This is a genomic window from Bradyrhizobium sp. WU425, assembly GCF_021052305.1.
GTDB classification, from domain to species: domain Bacteria; phylum Pseudomonadota; class Alphaproteobacteria; order Rhizobiales; family Xanthobacteraceae; genus Bradyrhizobium; species Bradyrhizobium canariense_D.
In genome coordinates, this window is record NZ_CP088089.1 from 2,417,086 (window position 1) to 2,440,976 (window position 23,891).

The 23,891-nt window shown below is 64.9% G+C and carries 22 protein-coding genes; 12 read left to right on the top strand and 10 right to left on the bottom strand.

Translation table 11 applies throughout. The features are described 5' to 3' along the window. Positions 1-3: 3 nt before the first annotated feature. From BcanWU425_RS11535 to BcanWU425_RS11565, 7 genes are all read left to right on the top strand, one after another. Complete coding sequence (locus tag BcanWU425_RS11535; RefSeq protein WP_018457458.1) at positions 4-396, top strand: BlaI/MecI/CopY family transcriptional regulator; 393 nt, start codon at positions 4-6, stop codon at positions 394-396. Then, positions 393-2,909 (top strand): M56 family metallopeptidase, encoded by a 2,517-nt coding sequence (locus tag BcanWU425_RS11540; RefSeq protein ID WP_204512023.1) that lies wholly within the window; start codon positions 393-395, stop codon positions 2,907-2,909. Before BcanWU425_RS11535 ends, BcanWU425_RS11540 begins: the two co-directional genes overlap by 4 nt. 170 nt (positions 2,910-3,079) lie before the next feature. Then, entirely contained in the window at positions 3,080-4,531 is a 1,452-nt protein-coding gene (locus BcanWU425_RS11545; RefSeq protein WP_231190459.1) for a DUF1800 domain-containing protein, read from the top strand. Positions 4,532-4,533: 2 nt separating this feature from the next. Continuing rightward, on the top strand, positions 4,534-5,784 hold the full coding sequence (locus tag BcanWU425_RS11550; protein WP_018457461.1) for a DUF1501 domain-containing protein: 1,251 nt from the start codon (positions 4,534-4,536) through the stop codon (positions 5,782-5,784). Positions 5,785-5,814: 30 nt separating this feature from the next. Next, a complete protein-coding gene (locus BcanWU425_RS11555) occupies positions 5,815-6,036 on the top strand; it encodes a hypothetical protein (protein ID WP_204512021.1) in 222 nt (73 codons plus the stop codon). A gap of 93 nt (positions 6,037-6,129) precedes the next feature. Beyond that, positions 6,130-6,645: a septal ring lytic transglycosylase RlpA family protein gene (locus BcanWU425_RS11560; protein WP_085385139.1), complete on the top strand. Its 516-nt coding sequence runs from the start codon at positions 6,130-6,132 to the stop codon at positions 6,643-6,645. Between the two features lie 114 nt (positions 6,646-6,759). Beyond that, positions 6,760-6,915 (top strand): hypothetical protein, encoded by a 156-nt coding sequence (locus tag BcanWU425_RS11565; protein WP_018457464.1) that lies wholly within the window; start codon positions 6,760-6,762, stop codon positions 6,913-6,915. Between the two features lie 19 nt (positions 6,916-6,934). Here the strand turns inward: BcanWU425_RS11565 and BcanWU425_RS11570 are convergent, their stop codons facing one another. The 3 genes from BcanWU425_RS11570 to BcanWU425_RS11580 form a co-directional block, all read right to left on the bottom strand. After that, positions 6,935-7,240, bottom strand: coding sequence for a hypothetical protein (locus BcanWU425_RS11570; protein WP_018457465.1), 306 nt, complete (start codon positions 7,238-7,240; stop codon positions 6,935-6,937). Between the two features lie 88 nt (positions 7,241-7,328). Then, positions 7,329-7,601 (bottom strand): hypothetical protein, encoded by a 273-nt coding sequence (locus BcanWU425_RS11575; protein ID WP_018457466.1) that lies wholly within the window; start codon positions 7,599-7,601, stop codon positions 7,329-7,331. A 128-nt stretch (positions 7,602-7,729) separates the two neighbouring features. Next, a complete protein-coding gene (locus BcanWU425_RS11580; RefSeq protein WP_204512020.1) occupies positions 7,730-10,420 on the bottom strand; it encodes a flavin-containing monooxygenase in 2,691 nt (896 codons plus the stop codon). Positions 10,421-10,611: 191 nt separating this feature from the next. On the opposite strand from BcanWU425_RS11580, the gene BcanWU425_RS11585 reads away from it, so the two are divergent. Together BcanWU425_RS11585 and BcanWU425_RS11590 are read left to right on the top strand one after the other, a co-directional pair. After that, positions 10,612-10,857: a hypothetical protein gene (locus BcanWU425_RS11585; protein ID WP_018457468.1), complete on the top strand. Its 246-nt coding sequence runs from the start codon at positions 10,612-10,614 to the stop codon at positions 10,855-10,857. Positions 10,858-10,938: 81 nt separating this feature from the next. Beyond that, the gene (locus BcanWU425_RS11590) at positions 10,939-12,399 is read left to right on the top strand and encodes a carboxylesterase/lipase family protein (protein ID WP_204512019.1); all 1,461 of its coding nucleotides are present in this window, start codon (positions 10,939-10,941) and stop codon (positions 12,397-12,399) included. 16 nt (positions 12,400-12,415) lie between these two features. Here BcanWU425_RS11590 and BcanWU425_RS11595 read toward each other — a convergent pair whose 3' ends face one another. Next, the gene (locus BcanWU425_RS11595) at positions 12,416-12,595 is read right to left on the bottom strand and encodes a hypothetical protein (RefSeq protein WP_007601069.1); all 180 of its coding nucleotides are present in this window, start codon (positions 12,593-12,595) and stop codon (positions 12,416-12,418) included. Positions 12,596-12,753: 158 nt separating this feature from the next. On the opposite strand from BcanWU425_RS11595, the gene BcanWU425_RS11600 reads away from it, so the two are divergent. Further along, entirely contained in the window at positions 12,754-13,551 is a 798-nt protein-coding gene (locus BcanWU425_RS11600; RefSeq protein WP_204512018.1) for a DODA-type extradiol aromatic ring-opening family dioxygenase, read from the top strand. A gap of 44 nt (positions 13,552-13,595) precedes the next feature. Here the strand turns inward: BcanWU425_RS11600 and BcanWU425_RS11605 are convergent, their stop codons facing one another. From BcanWU425_RS11605 to glgC, 3 genes are read right to left on the bottom strand one after another with little or no spacing between them, the layout of a single operon-like run. Beyond that, entirely contained in the window at positions 13,596-13,856 is a 261-nt protein-coding gene (locus tag BcanWU425_RS11605) for a SemiSWEET transporter (protein ID WP_018457471.1), read from the bottom strand. A gap of 37 nt (positions 13,857-13,893) precedes the next feature. Further along, on the bottom strand, positions 13,894-15,348 hold the full coding sequence (glgA, locus tag BcanWU425_RS11610; RefSeq protein WP_204512017.1) for a glycogen synthase GlgA: 1,455 nt from the start codon (positions 15,346-15,348) through the stop codon (positions 13,894-13,896). Then, a complete protein-coding gene (gene glgC, locus BcanWU425_RS11615; RefSeq protein ID WP_007613273.1) occupies positions 15,345-16,607 on the bottom strand; it encodes a glucose-1-phosphate adenylyltransferase in 1,263 nt (420 codons plus the stop codon). Before glgC ends, glgA begins: the two co-directional genes overlap by 4 nt. 333 nt (positions 16,608-16,940) lie before the next feature. Between glgC and BcanWU425_RS11620 the strand changes: the two genes are divergently transcribed. Then, entirely contained in the window at positions 16,941-17,372 is a 432-nt protein-coding gene (locus tag BcanWU425_RS11620) for a hypothetical protein (protein WP_018457473.1), read from the top strand. A 204-nt stretch (positions 17,373-17,576) separates the two neighbouring features. On the opposite strand, the gene BcanWU425_RS11625 is transcribed toward BcanWU425_RS11620, so the two are convergent. Further along, the gene (locus BcanWU425_RS11625) at positions 17,577-17,756 is read right to left on the bottom strand and encodes a hypothetical protein (protein ID WP_018457475.1); all 180 of its coding nucleotides are present in this window, start codon (positions 17,754-17,756) and stop codon (positions 17,577-17,579) included. A 202-nt stretch (positions 17,757-17,958) separates the two neighbouring features. On the opposite strand from BcanWU425_RS11625, the gene BcanWU425_RS11630 reads away from it, so the two are divergent. After that, positions 17,959-21,030 carry an ATP-binding protein gene (locus BcanWU425_RS11630; protein ID WP_231190461.1) on the top strand — a complete coding sequence of 1,024 codons (3,072 nt, stop codon included), beginning with the start codon at positions 17,959-17,961 and terminating at the stop codon, positions 21,028-21,030. Positions 21,031-21,035: 5 nt separating this feature from the next. On the opposite strand, the gene BcanWU425_RS11635 is transcribed toward BcanWU425_RS11630, so the two are convergent. Both BcanWU425_RS11635 and BcanWU425_RS11640 read right to left on the bottom strand, forming a co-directional pair. Continuing rightward, entirely contained in the window at positions 21,036-22,130 is a 1,095-nt protein-coding gene (locus BcanWU425_RS11635) for a catalase family protein (RefSeq protein WP_204512015.1), read from the bottom strand. Positions 22,131-22,511: 381 nt separating this feature from the next. Beyond that, positions 22,512-23,492: an ABC transporter substrate-binding protein gene (locus BcanWU425_RS11640; protein ID WP_204512014.1), complete on the bottom strand. Its 981-nt coding sequence runs from the start codon at positions 23,490-23,492 to the stop codon at positions 22,512-22,514. Between the last annotated feature and the right edge of the window lie 399 nt (positions 23,493-23,891).

The following is a 23,891-nucleotide window of genomic DNA, read 5'->3' on the forward strand; positions in this document are numbered from 1 at the left end:
GCCATGGACGATCGTTTGCCCGAACTGGGCGACCTCGAGCACGAGGTCATGCAACTGGTTTGGGCCCATGGTCCTGTGACGGCCGAAATTGTGCGCGAGAAGCTGTCGCGTCGGCTGAAGGAATCGACAGTCCGCACGGTGCTGCGCCGGCTGGAAGAAAAGGGCTATGCTCGGCACACGGTGGACGGACGCACCTATGTCTACCACGCAGCCGAAGAGCGCGCGCGGGTTGCGGCCAAGGCGGTGCAGCGCATCGTCGACTGGTTTTGCAACGGCTCGATGGAGGAGGTCCTCGTCGGCATGGTCGACAATGCGATGCTCGATCAGCAGCAGTTGCGCACACTGGCCGACCAGGTGGCCAAGGCGAAGAAGGCGAGGGGAGTGAAGAAAGAATGATCGCAACTCTGGCGGAGGCGGCGCTGCGCTCCCTTGTGCTGGGAGGCGTCGTCTGGTTCGGCCTCAACCTGTTTCGCGTGCGCAATCCGCACGTCCACATGACGGCGTGGGTCGTCGTGCTGCTGGCGTCGCTGGCGATGCCGTTCGTGATGCATTGGCCGACGGTCACGATCACCCGGCTGCCATCGCCGGTATCGGTGCCGGCTGATGTCATGCCGGCTGATATCTCGACGTTCGAGATGCCGCAGCCCATGCAGCCGATGACGCCCGGCGCGGCGATTCCGCCGTCGAAGAACGGCGTCTCAATCAATTGGTGGCTGATCGCTACGGTCATCCATGCCGGCGTCGCCAGCCTGTTGCTGCTGCGGCTGGCCATCGGCCTCTGTCTGACCTGGCGCCTCGCGCGCGCGGCAAGGCCGATCAACGGTCCGCGCATGGTCGACGCCGATGTGCGCGTCAGCCGCGACGTCGGCGGTCCCGTCACGTTTGGCTCGACCATTCTGGTGCCGCCGCAATTTTCCGGCTGGGACGCCAAGAAGCGCCTCGCGGTGCTCGCGCATGAGGGCGCGCATGTCGCCAACCGCGATTTCTATATACTCCTGCTCGCCTCCCTCAATCGCGCGGTGTTCTGGTTCAGCCCGTTCTCGTGGTGGCAGCTCGCGCGTCTGGCCGAACTTGCCGAGATCATCAGCGACGCCGAGGCCATCGAGGTGATCGACGACCGGCTGTCCTATGCGGAAATCCTGCTTGATTTTGCAAGCACGGTAAACCCGCGGCCGGTCGAGCTCGCGATGGCGCGGGCCTCGACCGTGCGCGCCCGCGTCGAGCGCATCATCGCGGCCGCCGCGATGCCCGTCGCGGTCGGCTGGCGCAAGCGGGCGTGGATCGCGGCTGCGATCGTCCCGGCCGTGATCGTGTCCGCCGGCATGATCGCCTATCGCACGCCGGAGCCTGCGCCGCTCGCCGCGGATAGTGGAGAGGTGCCGGCCCAGCATTACCGCCCCTTCGTCAATTTCTACGCCATGGGTCCGACCTCGGTGTTCGCGATCTTTCGCGACGGCGACGAGGTCTACGGCCAGCTCACCGGGCAGCGCAAATTGCGCCTGACGGTCGGCACTGACGGCATCGCATCCTACCCCGCCTCGTCCGGTGAGATCACGTTCCCGCTCGATGCGGAGCGCCGCTCCGCCGAGCTGATGCTGCGCATGAATGGACGCGACATCCGCGCACTTCGCGTTGCCGAGATGCCGACGGCGGCCACCGATTCCGGATCACTCGATCAATATGTGGGCTGGTACAGGATCGCACCGAACCGCGTGCTCACGGTGGACCGCGACGGGGATCGGCTCCAGGTGCAGGAAACCGTACAGGGCCGGGCTGCGCTCCTCGCTGAGGGGGCCGACGCCTTCTCGATCCGTGGCGACAATCTGCTGGTTTTCCTGCGCGACGAGCAGGCCAGGGTCTCGCGCGTGCTGGTCCAGAACGCGGTGTTCGGCGCCCGCCTCGCACCGCGGATCGATGCGGCCGCGGCGCAGGCGATCGAGGCCGACTTCGCGCGTCGCGTTGCGGAAGTCCCCGATCGTTTCCGCGAGCAGGTCCCGGTCGCCGGCGGCAAGGAGATGATCCTGCGCGGGATCGAGGATCTGCGCAGCGGCACGCCGAACTACGACCGGATGAGCGCACCGCTCGCCGCCAAGGTCCACCGCCAGGTCGACGAGTTGCACGCGACCTTCGTCGCCCTCGGTCCGGTGGAGTCGCTGTTCTTCCGCGGCGTCGGACCGGGCGGCTACGACATCTATGGTGCGAAATTCGAGAACGGCACGGCGGAATTCCGCCTGCTGCTCGAGCCAGACGGCAAGGCCGGCGACGTCATCTTCCGGGCCGACGGCAATGACGAGCTCGGCGGCATCGTCACGTGCGCCGAGGAGGCGAATGTGCGCGGCCGCGCCGGCACTTCGCCGATCCGGATCATGGTCTACAACGAGATGGGCGAGGACATCCGCGTCTTCAATCTCGATGCCGACGGCAATCGCAAGGCCCAGAGCGTGGTCCGGCCCAACATGAGCTGGGCGGCCACGACCACGGTGAACAATCCCTGGGTGATCGCCGACAAGTCCGGACGGTGCCTCGAGGTGCTGATGCCGGGTCGGCAGACGCGCTTCCACAATGTCGAGGCTTCCAACATGGGCGCGAAGCCGGGGCGCGCCGCCCGCCGCGCCGTTCCGATCGCCAATGGCGAGGATATGCTGCGCCGCTATATCGCTGATGTCGGCAAGGGCCAGCCGGACTACGAGCACATGACGTCGGAAGTCGCCGACATCACGCGGCAGCAGCTTCCGTTCGACCAGGCGATCCTGGCGAAGCTCGGCGCGCTGCGTGCGGTCTCGTTCCGCGGCGTCACCGCGCTCGACAGCGACATCTACATCGCCCAGTTCGCTAACGGCTCGGCGGAATGGCGGATCGGCGTCAGGAACGGCACGATCACCAAGATCGCGCTCGGGCCGAATTTCTAGGAGCGTTGCGGCCGTCCATCCGTCACACCGGATGGGCGGCTCGCGAGAGGGACGGGACCTCGCAATCTCTGCTTGCGGGCCGGCAGCGCTAATGCTACGATCTGTAGCATTACGGTTCGTAGCCTTGCGCGGCGTGCCGCTGGCAGGCTCGAGAAAATCAGGCGTTCGCGATGACCAATTCCGCAAAGGCCGAAGCTGTGCTGGCGCTTCATCGCTTCGGGATGGGGCCGCGACCGGGATCGATCGCCGCCGTCGGCACCGACCCGCGCGGCGCACTGATCGCCGATCTCGACCGGCCGCTCACGCTGACCGCCGCCGCCGTCCTTCCCACCAGCGCAAAGGCCTATCGCACCGTTGCCGACGCCAATGCGCGGCGCGCGGCTAGGGCCAAGCAGGCGCAGCAGCAAGCCAAGAAGCAGCAGACGGCGTCCGCGCCGGCAATGTCGGAAGACCAGACGCAAGGGCAGGGTGCGGACAAGGACGCCGCCGAGATGGCGGCCAAGCAGGCGGCCGAGGCCGTGCCCGATCCCGGGCGTCCGATCTATTTGCAGGAAGCCAAGCTGCGCACGGAAGCCGCGCTTGCCGCCGACATCGGCTTCGCCGAGCGGCTGGTGTGGTTCTGGTCCAACCATTTCTGCATCTCGGCCAACAAGATCCAGAGCATGTCCGGCGCCTATGAGCGCGAAGCCGTTCGCGCCAATATGCTCGGCCGCTTCGTCGATCTCCTGTTGGCCGTCGAGGGCCATCCGGCGATGCTGTTCTATCTCGACAATCTCGGCTCGATGGGTGCGAACTCGATCGCCGGCATCAACCGCAGCCGCGGCCTCAACGAGAACATCGCGCGCGAGATCATGGAGCTGCATACGCTCGGCGTGCGCGCCGGCTACACCCAGGACGACGTCATCAGCTTCGCCAATGTGTTGACGGGATGGACGCTGGTGCCGCCCGGCGACAATCCCGAGCACGGTGGCGAGTTCACCTTCAATCCGCGGCTGCACGAGCCCGGCGGGCAAACCGTGCTCGGCAAGCGCTACGAGCAGGAGGATGCCGAGCAGGGCCGCGCGGTGCTGCGCGATCTCGCCGCGCATCCGGCGACCGCAACCCATATCGCGACCAAGCTCGCGTGCCATTTCGTCGCCGACGAGCCGCCGCCTGTGCTGATCGAGCAGATGGCGAAGACTTTTCGCGACACCGAGGGCGATCTTAAGCAGGTCGCGATCGCGATGGTGTCCTCGGACGAGGCCTGGCGCGGGCCGCCGTCGAAGCTCAAGCGTCCCAGCGAGTGGGGCGTTGGCATGGTGCGCGCGACCGGCGCCACGACGGTCGATCCAGTCCGCTTCACCGGCGGGCTGGAGCTGCTCGGCGAGGCGCTGTGGCGTCCATCCGCGCCCAAGGGCTATCCGGACGACGAGGCGAGCTGGATCGACGGCGTCGGCCGGCGGCTCGACATCGCCAACAATTTTGCCGAGCGCCTCGCCGGTACGGCTGATCCGCAGGCGATCATCGAGGACGTCTTCGCATCGGAGATATCACCCGAGGTGAAGCAGGCCGTCGGCCGCGCCGAGAGCCGGCAGCAGGCGCTCGCGCTGTTGTTCATGTCGGCGGATTTCCAGAGGAGGTGACCATGGGCTTTGACCATCATCTGCCCACGCGGCGAGAGCTTCTGGTCGGCTCCGGCGCGCTGTTCACGTGGAGCCAGATGCCGCGGATCGCGCGTGCCGAAGGGCGCGATCCGCGCCTGCTGGTCATTGTGCTGCGCGGCGCGCTCGACGGCCTTGGCGCGGTTGCGCCGGTCGGCGATCCCGACTGGATCTCCTTGCGCGGCGATCGTGCGCTGGTGCTGGACGGCAAGCCGCCCGCGCTGCCGCTCGATGCCTTCTTCGCGCTCAATCCGGCGATGCCGAATCTGCATCGGCTCTACAAGAGCGGCAAGGCCGCAATCGTCCATGCCGCCGCGACGCCGTATCGCGAGCGTTCGCATTTCGACGGCCAGGACGTGCTGGAAAGCGGGCTCGTCAAGCCGGGCATGACCAGCTCGGGATGGCTCAACCGCGCGCTGCTCGCGCTGGAATCCAGCGGGCGTGTCGACCCGCGCGGCAGCCGCGCGCTCGGCATCGGCTCCGTGACGCCGCTGGTGGTGCGCGGTTCGGCGCCCGTCATGACATGGGTGCCGCAGAGATTGTTGCCGGCGAGCGAGGACACGCAGAACCGCCTGCTCGATCTCTACCAGCACACCGATCCGAAGCTTGCGACCGTGCTCCAGGCCCGCATGAGGCTCGCTTCGCTCGGCGGCGCACCAGGCGCGGGCGATCCGATGTCCGACGATCCGACCTTGCCGCCGCCCGGCATCGCGCGCGTGCGCGCCTATTTCGCCGAAGCCGCCGGCACGGCCGCGCGCTATCTCGCCAAGCCTGACGGCCCGCGTGTCGGCGCCATGGGCTTCGTCGGCTGGGATACGCACATCGCCGAGGGCGTGGCCTCGGGCCAGCTCTACAATCTGCTCGGTGCTCTCGACGGCGCCTTTGCCGCGATCGAGAGCAATATGGGCGAAGCGTGGCGCGAAACAGTCGTGGCCGTCGTCACCGAGTTCGGGCGAACCGCGCGCATCAACGGTACGCAGGGTACCGACCACGGCACGGGCACGGTCGCTTTCCTGATCGGCGGCGGGCTCAACGGTGGTCGCGTGATCGCGGACTGGCCCGGTCTGAAGCCGGCGCAACTCTTCGAGGATCGCGATCTCAAGCCGACCACGGATTTGCGCGCGGTGCTGAAAGGCCTGCTGAGGGATCATCTGCGCGTCGAGGAGAAGGTGCTCGCAGAAGCCGTCTTCCCGGGCAGCGCCGACGTCAAACCGATGGGAGGCCTCGTCGGCTGACGACGCGGCTCTCGCAACCGGATCGGGTTCATGATGTGCACGCTGACACAACGGGAGCTCGACTTTCTCGCCAGCTTGAAGACTGGCTGGCAGCGGCTCTATCGGCGCGAGCTCGCGCGGCTCTCGAGGAGCGGCGCCGATCCTGACGAGGTTCCGCCGGAGACGCGCCCGATCTGGCGCGTCGTATCGGGCTTATCCCACGAGCCTGTCTCGATTCAGGACAAGCCGGTGTGGTGGAATCGCCACAGCTAACCCGAAACGGCTGCGGCCTCAGGCGCGCTTTCGTTCCGACAAGGTTCTGCCCTCATTGCCCACCGAAACTCGGGGCCATTCGGAGGGCGCATCATGTCTTGCTTTGCACGTGCCGAAAATGCCCGGATTTCGCCGGCAAGCCTGTGCCGGATCCTGCTCGCCACCATCGGCGCGGCGTCGCTTGCGGCGTGTGCGCAATCGCCGGTCGGCCGCCAGAAGGCCGATCTCGGCACCCACCGCCAGGCCGCTGTCGAACGACCGCACAGGGTGGCGGCGCTGCATCCGCGTCCGATCAGCCGGGCGCGCATCCCCGACGGTGATGCAAAGCAGAGCGTCTCCCACGGCGTCGCCAGTTTCTATTCGGACACGGAGACGGCGAGCGGCGAGAGGTTCGACAAGAACGAATTGACCGCGGCCCATCCCAGCCTGCCGTTCGGCACCAAGCTGCGCGTCACCGATGTCTCATCCGGCCGCTTCGTCACCGTCAGGATCAACGATCGCGGGCCGTATGTTCGCGGACGCGTGGTCGACGTCTCTCCCTCCGCGGCGGAGGCGCTCGGCATGGTCGACAAGGGTGTCACCAATGTCCGGCTCGACGTGGTGCAATAATTTGCGGCTGCATCGATCCGAAGCGCTGTGCTTAACCGGCTGTTAGCCGCTCCATCGCACGATGGATACCCAAACAATTCGGGACTTCAGATCGAAGCTCTTGGGAGGCGGCGTTTGACCACGATCCAGTATCTCGAAGATCAGGCCGCACGCGCCGAGCGGCTGGCCAAACGGATCACGGATACATTGACGATCGAAAAGCTCCTGACCTTCGCGCACGAACGCCGCCGCGAGATCGAGGTCATCGCCGGCAAGTACCGGCGCGCCTGATTCTCATCCCCATGCGCGCTCAGCTGTGGCTTTCGACGAAGTCGCTGAGATAGTCCGGCAGCGTCATGCCATCAATGTCACAGCGCGCCCGGATCTCGCCGGCGACATCGGTCGAGATGTCCTTCATCCAGTGCTCCAGCGTGTTGAACGAGATGACCTTGATGGGGTCGTTGAAGCAGCCAGCGACGAGCTCGCCGATCGTGGCGTCGAGATCGCTTCGCTCGACACGAATTTCGGTCGCCTTGTCGAGGCGGTCGATCACCACGAACAGGGTCTGGTCTGCGCCATAGGGCACGACAGGGGCTGGCACGCCGGCTTCAAGCATGTGAGGCACTCACGCCTTCGCTTCCGATCACCATCAACGGGAAAAACCGGCAGAAGGTTCCCGCGCTCAGCCGGTGCTTCTGCTAGGATCAGAGAAATTCGCGCAGCCGCGCCAGCTCCGTGATGTGCTCGGGCGAGAGAATGTCCGTGACCAGCGGCGGTTGCGCGATGGTGCGGATCTCATAGAGATGCCTGGTCGCCGCCGGCTTCGCCATGAACGCCGAGATGCATTCGTCGAGCGTACCCTCGATCACCTGGTAGGACGCTCGGTCCGACCGTCGCTGGTTCGCAAGCGACGGCCATTTATGCAGCACCGCAAGGACACCAAAGTCGACCTTTGAATCCCCGACCACGTCCCCCATCGTCCCGCCTCACGCAAAAAGACCCCGGCACACAAGCCTGCGTGCCGGGGCCTACACCCATTACTGCATCTCAGTGCCTCACGCCCCTTAACGCGGCGGCTGGGAAATGGTTCCGCCAATTTTCGCTGTCAGCTCGCGGCGGCCGCGATTCTGTGCTCCGTACCAGTGCGGCCGAGGCTGGTCTCATCGCCGCGGCTGACCTCCGGCGGAAGCCCGGCAAAGCGCCGCAAGGCCTCGGCCATCTGCACCCGGCCCGGCGCGCCGGTGATGATCACGTCCACCATCGTGAAGGACGAATGGAAATGGCCACGCGCCTTGAGTTGCTCGACCGGGACGCCGGCGGCTGCCATCGCCTCGGCATAGGCGATGCCTTCGTCGCGCAGGGGATCGAATTCGCAGGTGACGACGAAGGCCGGCGGTAGCCTTTCGACCTTGCCGCGGAGCGGCGAGGCGCGTGGATCGGTGCGGTCGGTCGGCGAGCAGTAGAGGTCCCAGAACCAGTACATCAGCGAGCGCGTCAGGAAATAGCCGGTCGCATTGTCGTTGTAGGAGGGGCGGTCGAAGGTGCAGTCGGTGACCGGGCAGATCAGGAGTTGGCCCGCGATCTCAGGGCCGCCGCGATCGCGCGCAAGCTGGCAGGTGACGGCGGCGATGTTGCCGCCGGCGCTCCAGCCCGCGACCAGCACCGGGCCCGGCCTGCCGCCGAGCTCGGCGGCGTGCTCGGCGATCCAGCGCGTCGCCGCATAGCCGTCTTCGGCCGCGGCCGGGAAACGATGCTCGGGCGCATGACGATAGCCGACGCTGACCAGCATCATGCCGGTCCGCCGCACCATGTCGCGGCAGAACGGCTCGTCCGACTGCTCGTCGCCGAGCACCCAGCCGCCGCCGTGGAAATAGACCACCACCGGATGCGGCCCCGGCGTTGCCGGCCGGTATACCCGGTAAGGCAGCGGACCGTCGGCGCCTGTCAGGGTGCCGTCGACGATCTCGCCGATCGGCCGTCCCGCCGGGCGGCCCTTGTTGAACTCGTCGACGAAGGCGCGGGCGCCGAGGGCGCCCATCGACTCGATCGGCGGCAGGTTGAGTGACGCCAGCAGGTTCAGCACCAGCCGCACGTCCGGCTGCAGCCGCACCACCTCGCCGTCATTGCATTGCGCGGCGACGTCGGGGCCGGTCAGCTTGAAGCCGAGCATGCCGCGGCTGACCACCTCGTCGCAGATGCTGCGATAGGGACCGACGCCGCCGGTATAGGGCATCAGGCCCTGCACCTTGCCGGGCACGTTGGCGCCCGTGTACCAGGTGTTGGCGAGCCGGTGCAGCGTCACCATCGAGCAATCGGCCATGTGCCTGTTCCAGCCGGCTTGCGCCGTCTCGGTCGGCTCGATCGTGGTGAAGCCGCCGTCGCGCAATGCTTTGAGCCGGTCGACGACCCAGTCGACATGCTGCTCGATTGACACCGCCATGTTCGACAGCACCGACGGGCTGCCGGGACCGGTGATCATGAAGAAGTTCGGGAAGCCTGCGACGGTGAGGCCGAGATAGGTCTGCGGCCCCTGCGCCCAGACGTCGGTGAGCGACTTGCCGCCACGTCCGGTGATCGGATGCACGGCGCGGATCGCGCCGGTCATGGCGTCGAAGCCGGTCGCGAACACGATCACGTCCACGTCGACGCTGCGCTTGGCCGTCGTGATCCCACTTGCGGTGATCGCCTTGATCGGCTCCTGACGCAGATTGACCAGCGTGACGTTCGGCCGGTTGTAGGTCGCGTAATAGTTGGTATCGAGGCAGGGGCGTTTGGCGCCGAACGGATGATCGTCCGGCATCAGCGCCGCGGCGGTCTCGGGGTCTTTGACGGCGGCGCGGATCTTCTCGCGGATCAGGTCCTGGACGATCTTGTTGCCGTCGATGTCGACCGCCTGGTCGGCCCAGAGCTGGGTCAGGATGTGGACGAGGTCGCCGGCCGCCCAAGCGCGTTCGAACCGCTCACGACGCTCGGCATCGCTTAATTGCCAGCTAACGACCGTCTGCTGCGGATAGGGCACGCCGGCCATCGACTGGCGCGCCTGCTCGCGATAGGCCGCGCGATCGCCTTGCAGCAGGCTCATGCGATCGGACGGCGCGGGACCGTTGTGCGCCGGAAGCGCGAAATTCGGGGTGCGCTGGAACACGGTCAGGTGCGCAGCCTGCTCGGCGATCAGCGGGATCGACTGAATGGCCGACGATCCCGTGCCGATCACCGCGACGCGCTTGCCGGCGAGATGGACGCCGTCATGCGGCCAGCGTCCGGTGAAATAGACCTCGCCCTTGAAGTCCTTCACGCCGTCGATCTCCGGCGGCTTGGGCGCCGAGAGGCAGCCGGTGGCCATGATGTAATGGCGGCAGGAGACCGGCGGGCCATTATCGGTGGTGAGCTGCCAGCGCTCGATCGCCTCGTCCCATTTCGCTTCCGTGACCTTGGTCTTGAAGCGGATGTCACGCCTGAGATCGTAGCGGTCGGCGACGAAGCCGAGATAGCGCAGGATCTCGGGCTGGGTCGCGTATTTCTCCGACCAGGTCCATGCGGTCTCGAGGTCGGGATCGAAGGTGTAGCTGTAATCAATGGTCTGGATGTCGCAGCGCGCCCCGGGATATCGGTTCCAGTACCAGGTGCCGCCGACGTCGCCGGCTTCTTCGAGGCCGACCGCCGTCAGGCCGGCCTTGCGTAGCCGATGCAGAAGATAGAGGCCGGCAAATCCGGCACCGACCACGGCAACATCGACCTGCTGGCTGGTTCCGCGCCCCGTGTCCGAGGCACGTGCAGCAACCATTGCATCAGGCATGGCATTTCCTCCCGTGTGTTTTGTTTTGCCCGCAGGCTATCGCTGCAGGTTCGGCTTGTCATCACGGCATGTGCAATCTTCGGTAGCCATTTGCGGCGTCATCATGGCCGCGTGAATGTTGCGGTGGCACACGCATCGCGATGCACAAGGGCCGTGATTTCCCGGGCTAATCAGGGTCGATCCACCTGTGTATGCTCTTGTTTTTGCCACGCGTGCAAACGGGCGTCATGACAGAGTTGAGTGAGCGGACCAAAGCGAACATGGACGTCGTCCTGGAGGAGACGTGCCGCCAACTGCCTCACGGCGGCGATCACGACAGCCGCAGGTTCATCGCCGAGCGGCTGATCGAGGCGGCGCGGTCCGGTCACTCCACGCTCGGCGAGCTCGGCATCATCGCACGGCACGCACTGGCGGAGCTTGCCGCCAAGCGGAGCTAGGCGCAGCCGCGGCGCTTGCTTCGCGGCGGGCCACGGACATAACCTGCCCAAAATCCTTCCGCGCGTCGAGATGCTCCGAAGATGCGGTCCGTGTTCGCGCTTTTTGCGACGTCTCTCGTCCTCTGTTGCGCCGGCTCGGTCGTGGCCCAGCCAGTCGGCCAGTTTCCATTTGCGCTGACGCGCGAAGGACAGATGCTTGGCGCCGTCGAAGGCGAGGTGGCCTCGTTCAAGGGGCTGGCCTATGTGGCCGCGCCGCTCGGACCGCTGCGCTGGCGTCCGCCGCAGGCTGCACCCGAGAGTTCGGAGATGCGCACCGCCTATGCCTATGGCGCGCCGTGTCTTCAGCCCTCGCTGCCGGGATCGAGCGAGGATTGCCTCACGCTGAACGTGTTTCGTCCGTTCGGGGTCGACGGCCCGCTACCGGTGATGATGTTCATCCACGACGGCGCTTTCGTCAGCGGCACCGCGAATGATCCGCTGTTCGACGGTGCCAGGCTCGCGCAAGCCGGCCTCATCGTGGTGACCGTGAATTTTCGCCTCGGCGCGTTCGGCTGGCTCAGCGATCCCGCGCTGTCGGAAGGCGGCTCCGGCAATTTCGGCCTGATGGACCAGATCGCGGCGCTGCATTGGGTGCACGACAACATCGCGGCCTTCGGCGGTGATCCCACCAACGTCACCTTGTTCGGCAGTGGCGCAGGCGCAACGTCGATCGCGCTGCTGATGCTGTCGGAGCAATCGCGCGATCTCTTCCAGAAAGCCATTCTGCAATCGATCCCCGGCCGTGCGCGCCTGCGTTCGGCACAAGAGGCCGAAATTGTGGGGCGGCAATTCGTGGCGGTGCTGGGGCGACAGGCCGATTTACGTACAGCCGAACCGCAACGCCTGCTTGCCGTCGAAAAACATTTACTGGAAAAATCGCCGCGCAGCTTCGCGCCGACGGTCGATGGGAGTCTGGTGGGCGAGGAGGTCGCCGCGGGTTTCGCAGCCGGACATGAGAGCCGCATCCCCTTGATCATCGGCTCGAACGACGATGAGACCGGTTTCGACGGCGAGCTGGATATCCGGGAAGAGCTGGCATCGTCAGGCACCACCAGCGATGAGCTGCGCAGGCTCTATCCCGATCTCGCCAGACCTTCGGACCGCGCGGCAAGGTTCTACACCGACAGGGTCTTCTCCGAGCCAGTGAGACTGCTGGCGCGCCTGCATGCCGCCAGCGGTGCGCCGACCTTTCGCTATCGCTTCGCCTATGTGCCGGAGGCACGGCGCGCAAACCCCGAGGGCGGTCACGGGCGGGAATTGCAGTTCATCTTCGGCGTCGAAGGCATGCCCGGTGCAGGCATCTTGTCAGGAGCCGATCGCGAGGTCGCAAATCGCATGCGCGCCTACTGGATCAATTTCGCCAGGAGCGGCGATCCCAACGGTGCGGACCTGCCGCATTGGGATTCGGCCGCAGGCAGCGAACGCCTGCTGCTGATCGCGAACGATGGCATCGCGAGCGGAGACGACCCCTGGTCGGAGCGTCTGGACCGGTTCGCGCATTAGAGGGGATGAGTTGGACTTAAGCCGCGAGCTCGACGCGCGGCGCCGGGCTTAGCCGGTCTTCCTCCAGATAATCCATCGCGCCGTCTTTCTCGACGGCGTAGAACTGCTGGCCTTCCTTCGACTTGTAGGCGGCGCGAACGACGCCGCGGCGGCCCTTGTCACTGTTGACGACGTCCCCCAACGCAAACTTCTTCATTTCACGTCCCTGGCTGCTGGCCGACTCCTTCGGCTACGCCCGGGATTCTGGGCAGCAAATCGTTAACGTCTTGCTAACCATACGGGTTTGCCTATGCTCGCGGCCGATCGCGCGGGCAGCTCGCACGCGCATGTTGCCAACGAAACGAGCCTTCGCCCATGGTGCGATTTCCGACCTTCTTCCTGTCGCATGGCGGCGGTCCGTGGCCGTTCATGGAAGACAGGCGGGTGCAATACGCGAAAACCGCCGAGGCGTTCGGCCGGCTGCCACAGCTCTTGCTGGAGAGGCCCAAGGCCGTGCTCGTCATATCAGGACATTGGGAGGCTGACGCCTTCACCGTGTCGACTTCCGCGCATCCGCCGATGGTGTACGATTATCACGGTTTCCCCGAGCACACCTATCACCTCAAATACCCGGCGCCGGGGCGGCCCGAGCTCGCCGCGGAGGTAAAGGCGCTGCTCACGCGCGCGGGTGTTGATTGCCGGGAGGATCCCAACCAAGGGTTCGATCACGGCACCTTCGTGCCGCTCGGGCTGATGTATCCGAACGCCGACATGCCGATCGTGCTGCTGTCGCTGAGATCGAGTTACGATCCGGCCGAGCACATCAGGGTGGGGCAGGCGATTGCCTCGCTACGCGACGAAGGCATTCTGATCGTCGGCAGCGGACTCACCTATCACAACATGCGCGGGTTCGGCCGTGCCGAATCGAAGCCGGTCTCGTATGATTTCGAGGCTTATCTGAACGAGGCGATCAGCCACAAGGACGCGGCGCGGCGCAACGCGATGCTGGTTGACTGGGAGAACGCGCCGAGTGCGCGCCTGGCCCATCCGCGCGAAGATCATCTGCTGCCGCTGATGGTGGCCGCCGGCGCCGCCGGCAGCGACACGGGCAAGCGCGTCTTCGTCGACGAGGTCGCGAATGTCGCGATGGCGTCGTATGTGTTTGGCGGGTGATCTTCTCCTCTTCCCGCAAGCGAGGAGAGGTGAAGAAGAGTGGCTCACCCGTATTTCAGCTTCATGAACAGGATGCCGCCGGCGAGCACCATGGTGATGGCGTTCGCGGCGACGAGGGGCGCATCGCCCGACAGCAGGCCATAGACGAGCCAGAGCGCCAGCCCAAGCACCATGACCAGGAACATGCCGAGCGAAATATCGCCGGTGGAGCGGGTCTTCCACACTTTGATGGCTTGCGGCGCGTAGGCCACGGTGGTGCAGGTCGCGGCGGCAAAGCCGATCAGCTTGATCAAGAACGGGTCCATGGCGGCTCTATAGCATTGATTCGAGGATGGTCGCGCCTCAGGCGCGCGCGGTCATGAGGCCGCGATAGAGCGCGGCATAGTCACCGGCGCGGTTGCGCCAGGACACGTCGGTCGCAAGGCCGCTCAGTTGCAGCCGGCGCCAGGTCAGCTTGTCGTGAAAGGCGATGTTGGCCTTGCGCAGCGTGCCGGCGAGGGCATCCGCGGTGACGGGTGCGAACTTGAAGCCGGTGGCATCGCGGCCTGATTTATCGGCATCGCCGATATCGACGATGGTATCCTCGAGGCCGCCGACCCGCGAGACGATGGGCACGGCGCCGTAGCGCAACGCGCAGAGCTGAGTCAGGCCGCATGGCTCGAACCGCGAGGGCACGATGAGCGCGTCCGAGCCGGCCTGGATCAGATGCGCCATGATCTCGTCGTAGCCGATCACGACCCCGATCCGGCCAGGGTTCGCGCGCGCTACGGCCTGATAGCGATCCTGGAGATCGCGATCGCCGCTGCCGAGCAAAGCGAGCTGCATGCCTTCGCGCAAAATGGTCGGAATGGCTTCGAGCAGGAGATCGAGCCCCTTCTGCCACGACAGGCGGCTGATGACGCCGAGCAATGGCGCTTCGTCCGAGGAATCCAGATTGAACTGTTGCTGAAGCACCGCCTTGTTCGCGGCCCGGAACGTGAGGTCCTCCGCGCCGAAGCGGTAGGCGATGTGCGGATCTTCTTGCGGATTCCAAACGGATACATCGATGCCGTTGAGGATTCCGCTCAGCACGTTCGCGCGGGCGCGAAGCAGGCCGCCGAACCCCATGCCGCCCTCGTCGGTCTGGATCTCCTGCGCATAGGTCGGCGAGACCGTGGTGATGCGATCGGCGAATTGCAGGCCGGCTTTCAAGAAACTGATGCCGCCGAAATATTCGAGGTCGTTGACGCCGTAGGCGCGCCAGGGCAGGCCAATCGAACCAATCAGCTCGGGCACGAACTTGCCCTGATAGGCCATGTTGTGGATGGTCATCACGGTGGCCGGCCGCGGCCGATTGTCATAGTGCAGATAGGCCGGCGCGAGCCCGGCCTGCCAGTCATGGGCATGCACCACGTCGGGCACGAAGGCGGGAACGAGGCCGTGGCCGATATCGGCCGCGATGCGCGAGAGCGCGGCGAACCGCACGCCATTGTCCGGCCAGTCGACGCCTTCGGGCGTCACGTAGGGGTTGCCAGGCCGTGCGTAGAGATGCGGCACGTCGAGCACGAACAGATCGAGGCCGTCATGCGAGCCGGCGAGCAGACGTCCGGGTCCGCCGAAATAATCCGGCCAGCGCCGGATTTCGTCGGCTCCCCCCAGCACCCGCATCACGTCAGGATAGCCTGGCATCAAGGTGCGCATCTCGACGCCATGCGCCTTGAGCGCAATCGGCAGCGCGCCCGCGACATCGGCGAGACCGCCAGTCTTGACGATGGGATAGACTTCAGAGGCGACCGCGAGGACGCGAACAGGCGTCATGTATTGAGCCTGTCGAGCATCGGCTGGGTGATGAGCGAAATGCCCTGCTCGGTGGTGCGGAAGCGTCTTGCGTCCAGCTCGGGATCTTCGCCGACGACGAGCCCTTCCGGGATCTCGACGCCGCGATCGATCACGACGTTCTTCAGGCGCGCGCCGCGGCCGACATTGACATAGGGCATGATCACGGCGTTCTCGACATTGGCGTAGGAGTTGACGCGCACGCCGGTGAACAGCAGTGAGCGCCGCAGCGAGGCGCCGGAAATGATGCAGCCGCCCGAGACCAGCGAGCTCACGGCCTGGCCGCGCCGGCTCTCCTCGTCGTGGACGAATTTTGCCGGTGGTGTGATCTCGGAATAGGACCAGATCGGCCAGGCGCTGTCGAACAAATCGAGCTCGGGCACTACGTCGGTGAGGTCGATATTAGCGGCCCAATAGGCGTCGACCGTGCCGACGTCGCGCCAATAGGCGCGGGGGTCGCTGCCGGAGCGGACGCAGGAGGTCGAATACTGGTGCGCCATGGCGCGGCCGTTCTTGACGAGGTAGGGGATGATGTCCTTGCCGAAATCGTGGTTGGAATTCGGATCCTCGGCGTCGCGCTTGAGCTCCTCGAACAGGAATTTTGCGTCGAACACGTAGATGCCCATGCTGGCGAGCGAAACGTCCGGCTTGCCCGGCATCGGCGGCGGATCTTTCGGCTTTTCCAGGAACTCTTTGATCCAGCCGTTCTCGTCGATATGCATGATGCCGAAGCCGGAAGATTCCTGGCGCGGCATCTCCAGGCAGCCGACGGTGACGTCGGCGCCGCTGTCGACGTGCTGGCGCAGCATCACCTCGTAATCCATTTTATAGATATGGTCGCCGGCGAGAACGACGATGAAGCGGCAGGCGTGGGATTCGATGATGTCGATGTTCTGGTAGACTGCATCGGCCGTGCCGACATACCACATGTTTTCGGAGACGCGCTGGCTCGCCGGGAGAATGTCGAAGCTCTCGTTGCGCTCGGGGCGGAAGAAGTTCCAGCCCATCTGAAGGTGCCGGATCAGGCTGTGCGCCTTGTACTGGGTGGCGACGGCGATGCGGCGGATGCCCGAGTTCACCGCGTTCGACAGCGCGAAATCGATGATGCGGGATTTTCCGCCGAAATAGACCGCAGGCTTGGCGCGACGGTCGGTCAGCTCCAGCAGCCGGCTGCCGCGTCCGCCGGCCAGGACAAACGCCAGCGCCTGACGGGCAAGCGGCTCGGGTCTCGCGGCACTCATGTCATTCTCCCACAACTCTTGCGCTCGCGAGAAGCCTCCCGGCCGCGCACATTGGAACCGATAGTAACGGCACGAATAGTAAATCGGGAAGGTGGTTGTTGGTTGCGAATGCGCCGGAAGCTTAATGCTTTGCCGCGTGATCGGGCCCCAGGCACCGTCCTGCCGGTGTCACTCGCGGCGAGGTTGTGGAGCCCGTCAGGTACCGGTTGATCAGAATGGAGGCATGCGTCTTGTGCGGTGCACGCAAAACTCGAGGCTTTGACCTCGCGCCAGGATGCCCGATGATGGCGCTGCGATCCATGTCCAAGCCAAACGTCAGAAAGGAGTAAGACGATGAGGGTCTGGAAAACGGCAGTCGCCGGTTCGCTCGCCGCCGCGGTCATGGCGGGGGGGATTCAGCAGGCGGCGGCGGCTCCGCTGCCCACCAATGTCGCAACCATGAAGGCCGCCGTCGGCGACGATGTCACGCAGGTGCACTGGCGCGGCCGAGGTTTTGGATGGGGTCTCGGCGGCCTTGCCGCTGGCGCGATCATCGCAGGTGCCATCGCCAGCAGCGCGCCCTATGGCTATGGCTACTATGGCGGCGGGCCCTATTATGGCGGCTACGGATACCCGGGCTACGGCTATGGTTATGCGCCGGCCTATTACGGCTATGGTCCGGCCTATGCTTATCCGCGCTACTATCGGCCTTACCGCCCGTATTTCGGCCCTCGTTACGGCTACTACCGGCCGTATTACCGGCACTATCACCGCGCGTATTGGTGATCGATCAAACGGGCGGACCCGCTCGCCGCAGGGCGACGACGCTGAAGAGGTTTGAGGGCCGCTGAATGCAAGCGGCCCGATCGGCTTGCGCGCGCTGAACCCGGTGATGCGGCACGACGAGCCGGCCATGCCCGCCCACGACAATCCCGATGCAGATCGCGACGATGATCGCGATCTCGATGCACCATTCGAGCGGTCCCGAGCTCATGGCAGCGCGATGGCGTTGGCGAGATCGAACTCGGACAGGCCCGGGCCGCCGCACGCAAGGTAGATGGCGACGAGGAAGATGCGGCTGAGGACGGTGAGGCCCAATATGACCCTGATGTCGTAATGGCGAATGGCAAAAGCGAGAGGCGAGATCGCCAGATGTTTTAGAATGCTCATGGCCAACTCCTTGCCAAAATTCAAGCATCGACTGCCTGCCGACTGAAATGACAGCGTGATGAAAAGGCCGTCCGACGCCTTGCCGGCGTCTCTGAAATGGACAGGCCAATGCTAGTGCCGGCGCAGGGCGCAGGTCTTTATCGCGTCCTTACATTTGGCTGAGCTTTCCCTTAAGATGGGCGAGCATCCGGGGGTCTGAGCCGTGCGTAGAGACGCGCTTGCCTTTGGTGAATTCCGCCTCGACCGTGCCAACGCGCTGTTGTGGCGAGGCGGGGAGCGGATCGCGCTGGCGCCGAAGCCGTTCGAGGTTCTTTGCTATCTCGTCGGTCGGCCCGGTGAGCTCGTCACCAAGGAAGAGTTGCTCGACGCGGTCTGGTCCGATCTGCACGTCAGCGAGTCGAGCCTCGCCGTTGCCGTGAACGCGCTACGCTCGGTGCTCGGCGACGACAGGCAGTCCCCCAATTACATCGAGACGGTCACGCGTCGCGGCTATCGTTTCATTGCGCCGGTCGCGACCGCCGACTTGCCTGCGATCGAGCGGGCGCCCGAAGAAGAGACCGCTTCCGTCACGGAGCAGGTCGTCGATCGACGCCGGCACTGGAGAGTCGGGCGCACCGGGGCACTCGACACGCTGGAGAAGGCATTGCAACTCGCTCGCACCGGACAGCGTCAGGTCGTCTTCATCACCGGGGAGGCCGGGATCGGCAAGACCACCCTCTTGCAAATGACGCTCGACAGGATGAACCAGCAGGGACTGGGCGTGCTGCACTGTAGCTGCAACGAGTTGTTCGGCACCCATGAGGCCTTTCTTCCGCTGATCGGAGCGCTGAACGAGTGCTGCCGTCGCACCGATGGAGCATCGCTGCTGACGTCCATCCGCGAGCACGCGCCGACCTGGCTCGCGCAGATGCCCGGTTTCCTCGGCGAAGCAGAGCGGGCCACATTCCAGCATGAGGTCTTTGGCGCAACGCGGGAGCGCATGCTGCGCGAAATTTCCGATCTCATGGAACATCTCGCTGTCACGCGACCATGGGTGATCATCCTGGAAGATCTGCATTGGAGCGACTTTGCCACCGTGGATGTGCTCTCCCGGCTGGCGCGGCGGGATCGGAAGGCTTCTATCCTCGTGCTCGCCACCTACCGGCCGATGGAAGTCGCCGTCGGCGGACATCCTATCCGTGCTGTTCACCAGGACTTGCGGATTCACGGACACGCCACCGAGCTCGCGCTCGATCGACTCACCGGCACCGACGTCGAACGCTATCTGTCCCTGCGCTTCAGCTCGGCCGATTTCGCCAGAGAGCTGGTCGAGCGCATCTTCGCGCGAACCGGCGGGCATCCTCTGTTCGTGTCGTCTCTGCTCGATCATCTCGTGGCGCAAGGCGCGCTCGTCGAGCACGAATTGGGCTGGCGGCTGGTCAGCGAAGACGCGGCCTCGCATGACAGCATGCCGCGCGATCTGGAAGGAATGATCAAGCAGCAGATCGATCACCTCACCGTGGACGAGCGCTGCCTGCTCGAGGTCGCCAGTGCGGCGGGAGCGGAGTTTTCCGCGCTCCATATCGCCGGTGCGCTGGACCGTCCCGTGCTGGATGTCGAGCAGATGTGCGAGGACCTGGCACGGACCGATCGCATCATCGTCGGGGCCGGCATGACCGAGTGGCCGAACGGAAGCGTCTCCGGTCGGTATGCGTTCCAGCACGCGCTTTACCAGGAGATCCTCTACCAGCGGCTCGCACCAGCGCGCTGCGCGAAAACCCATGCGCTGCTTGGGGCGGGGCTCGAGCAGGGCTATGGGCCGCAGGCTGCGGAGATCGCCGCCGTTGTCGCGCGCCATTTCGAACTGGGCCGTGATTTCCCGAAAGCGATGCATTATCTGGGCGCGGCGGCCGAGGGCTCGGCGCGAAGGTTCAGCACGCGCGAGGCCGCCAATTACCTGTCCCGCGCCTTGGAGCTGGTGCCGCATCTGCCGCCGGAATTTCGGGTGACGACACGTCTGAAGTTGCTGCTTCAGCGCGCCTGGGCCTGGCGGGCCAGTGGAGATTTCCTGAATTCCCTGCAGGATCTCAGCGCTATCGTGGCGCACGCGGCGGAGAACGGGCACGTGCGCGAAGAGGTGAACGCGCTGGTCGATCTCAGCAGATTCTGTCTTTACGTCGATCGGCGCCAGAGCCTGCCTGTTGCGGAACAGGCCCTTATCAAAAGCAGGGCGATCGACGACGCCGCATTCAGCGCTCTGGTCCAGGGCAACGTTGCCAATCTGAAGCTGATGCTCCGCGGCTGGGATCGCGAGAATGCGGACCTTGCCGAGCGTGCGTCAGCACTGATCACCGGAGAGCAGGATCTGAGCATGCGGCTGCGACGCTGCTCGATGGAGATGGTGCTGGAGTTTCTGCGCGCGAATTATCCGGCCTGCTGCGATGCGACGACCAGGGGAAAGGAGCTCGCCCGCCTGGTCGGTGACGTCTATCTGTTCGTGCTTTATGAATCAGTCGAGGCGTTTGCCCAGATTTATCTCGGCGAATGGGGCCAGGCGCAACGAAACCTCGTCTCCGCGTTGGCTATCTCGGAACGGAATGCAAATCCGCAGGCCGTCGCGCTGTGTCATCTCGCGATCGGATGGCTGTACTCCGAGGCGGAGGAATATGGCAGCGCGTCACGGCGTGCGGAGGATGCGCTCGGCCCGATGATCGAGGCCAATCCGTTCACGTTCTTCGTTGGCAGAAACCTGCTGGCGCGAGCTTATGTCAGGATGGGCGACCTCGCTCGGGCGCGGCAGCATCTCGATGCGATGGAGCGGCGAATGGAGGTCGACCGGGTGCCGATGGAGTCGCTGGTCATCCCCCATTATCTGCTGACTTGCTGCGACTATTGGATCGCGATCGGCGATCTGGACCGTGCCCAGGGCTCGGCCAGCCAGTTTCACGAGGTGACGAGCGCGGCACCTGACCGGCCGTTTCTCGCGCTGTGCTACGAGGCCATGGCGAGAATTGCGATGCTGAAGCACGATGCGCAACTCGCCGGCGGGCATTTGTCGGCGGCCATGTCGATCCTCCGCCATGCCAGGTTGCCGCATGCCACCTGGCGCGTTTACCGCACGACCGCGGTGCTCTATGGCAGCCTCGGACAAGCGCAAAGGGCTGCCAAGTGGCGGGGCCGCTCCAGCCAGGTGATCGCATCGCTGGCAGAGACGCTTGATCCCAATGATCCGCTGCGCTCGGCATCCTTTTTCGACGCAGGCCGGGACACCGGGCCCGATATTGCGGGACGGTGATCGGCTCAATCCGGCAGGTCCGCGATCTCTCGCGGTTCGCCGGGCCGTTGCTTGACCTTGAATTGATTTTGCTGCTGCCGCAGCGTGCGGGAGGCACGGTAGGCATCCCTGCGCAATCGCATGATCGAGCCGAGCGGCTGATGCGCGGCGAGACATCGCCATGGATCGAACGAAAGCACCTCGTCGGAATAGACGCGACGCGCGGGGCTGTCGGCGGTCTGGCGCGGAAGCGTGATCTTGCCGAGTGCTTGCGGCGGCGCGACGTCTTCAGGCCAGTCGATCGAGGCATCTTCGATCGGTGTTCGCTCCAGGTCGGTGCAGAGCTGGGCGAATAATTCGTACTCGGCCGCATTCTCCTTGAAGAAGGCAACGACGCTGTTCAGCACGGCATCATCGGCATCGTGGCAGGGTCGGCCGGTGAGTTGGCGAACCGACGCCGACATCGGCACCAGGCGAAGCCTTGCGATATAATCGCCAAACCGCAATGCTCCCTCCGTGTGAAAGGTTTCTCCGAGGATGTTGCTGCCGGCATCACCGAGCGCTTTCAAGACGATCGGGATCGGAATGCCTGTTCTGTCCGATGCGGCGACCAGGACGCGCGCCAAAAAGCCTATGGGTCCGTACGCCAGATCAGGCAGGAACAGGGTGTGCTCGACCTTGTGCTGTGCGCGCATATAGGCCATCGCATCCGCGAAATAGCTGGGGTGATTGACGAGCAGGAGATCCTGGTTCGTCGAATCGTCGTCGCCGAGCGCCTTAGCCCCCGTCACGCCCAAAACCTTGACGGCAAACCCTCGCGGCGAACGGACACGATCGCTCCTGTTGAATGCGGTGGAGAGGCGGACGATGATCGGGAAGTGGCCAGCCTGCTTGAACAGGCCTTGGCGCAGATGTTCCGGCAAATTGTCGTAGACGATCAGTTCGCCCCGGAGATAGCCGGCGCCCTTGGCGTGCTGCTGCCGGGTCCCATGCTTGTCTTTGCGAAAAGTGCGATCACTCGTTCGCGAAATCGAAGCAACGATCTCCTCGACCGCCGCCGCTTCCTCCGGCAGGATGTGTTCGACGGACGGATCGTAACGAAGATACTGATCGGCTGACATGGCGCTGATCTCCAGCCCGAAGGTCGCCTTCCCATTGCAAGCGTCGACGGCCGCAGGGCGGATCACTGTAAGCCCGTCCAGTCGGGATCGGCAACCCGAGAGCGAGTTGTGATTGCCTGGACAAGCCGCGGGATGAGGCATCCTGTTACCGACGCGATCACACGGTCGATGCTAGGCCAGCGGCGTCTCGTAAGTCCTTATGGGCTCCTTATGTTGTCCTGATTTTTTCCTTAAGGCCGGGCCGGCGAGCGGGGGTCCTGGCTGGCGTCTAAAGCGACAGCCACACGATCAGGCTCATGCAGGCCAAATGCGCGAGTAAGATCGCGGCGAGATGCAGCGGGCCAGCGTTGAGACGGAGCCCGCGCATCCCGCCGCCTCCGCCTAGTTCGATCCCGCGGCCGCAGCGGTGAAGCTGCGGTCGACGGCTTTGCTGACGTCGAGCTTCTTCGGCAGGATGCCGTAGCGCGTCGAGCGGTCGGAGGCTTCCTGCACCTCCTTCACGACGTTCTCATCGATCGGAATCGGGCTGGTGCGCTGCGCGGTATAGGCCGAGAGCAGCACGTCCTCCGGTAGCTTGGTCAACTCGGCCGTGCTCTTGGCATACTCGCCGAGATGATCCAGCGACCACAGCCGCGCCTTGTTCAGCCGCTGGACGAGGTCCTGCACCGCCGCACGCTTGCCAGCGATGGCGCTGTCCGAGGCGACGATAAAGGTGATGGTCGGCGTCAGGCCTTCGCCGTTGGCGATTACCCGGGCCTTGTCCTTGAGCGTCGCGAACGAGACGTAGGGCTCCCACACCGCCCAGGCATCGATCGAGCCCGCGACCAGCGCGATCTTGGCGTCGACCGGGCCGAGCGGCGCGAACGTCGCGTCCTCCAGCCTGATCTGCGCCTTCTCCAGCGTCGCGTCGATCAGGAACTGGCCCCAGCCGCCGCGCGTGCCGGCGAGGCGTTTTCCCTTGAGATCGGCCGCCGATTTGATCGGCGAATCCTGGCGCACGAGGATGGCTTGTGTCTTGGCATCCGACCTTGTGCCGCCGATCGCCTTGATCGGCGCGCCGGCCGCGTAGACGGAAAGGAATGAAAGGTCGCCGGTGTAGCCGACGTCGAGCGCGCCGGCGTTGAGCGCCTCCAGGATTGGAGCTGCCGCGGGGAATTCCGACCACTCGATCTTGTAAGGCAGATCCTTCGCGTAGCCCGAGATCTCGAGCAGCGAACGATTGCCGCCCTTCTGGTCGCCGACCCGCAGCACGACGGCATCGGCTGCGAACGACGCCGCGGCCGTCGACAGGGTGATGGAGGCGGCAAGCAGCGATGCAGCGAGCCGGCGCGTGATGGAATGATCGAGGGAGTTGATGCTCATGTGGCCTGTCTTGTTGCTTTGCCCACGACGCGTGAGCGAACGATGCAGCGAGACGATCAAGTCTATGGCCGCATGATGCGCGGTCAATGAAATGGCTAACCGTATTGCGCGCGCGATCGGCAAGGACGTTTCGGCGAGGCGCCGATTTCGAGAACGTGCGGTATGCGCCACTGATGCTGCGCAAAAATGAAGCAGGAGAGGGAGTAGCCCCGTGCTCCGTCAATCGATCCATCGGCGGAAATCCTTTCGTCGTCCTCGCACGCACCGGTGGAGAGAATGACTTCGCTTCGTGCCACATTCGAAATTCCATTTCATTGACGATACGGCGAACGCGCCGCATGATTTGCGCATCGCATCAAGGCACCGAGCAGGCGCCGGCGAAAAGATTTTCTCTCGACG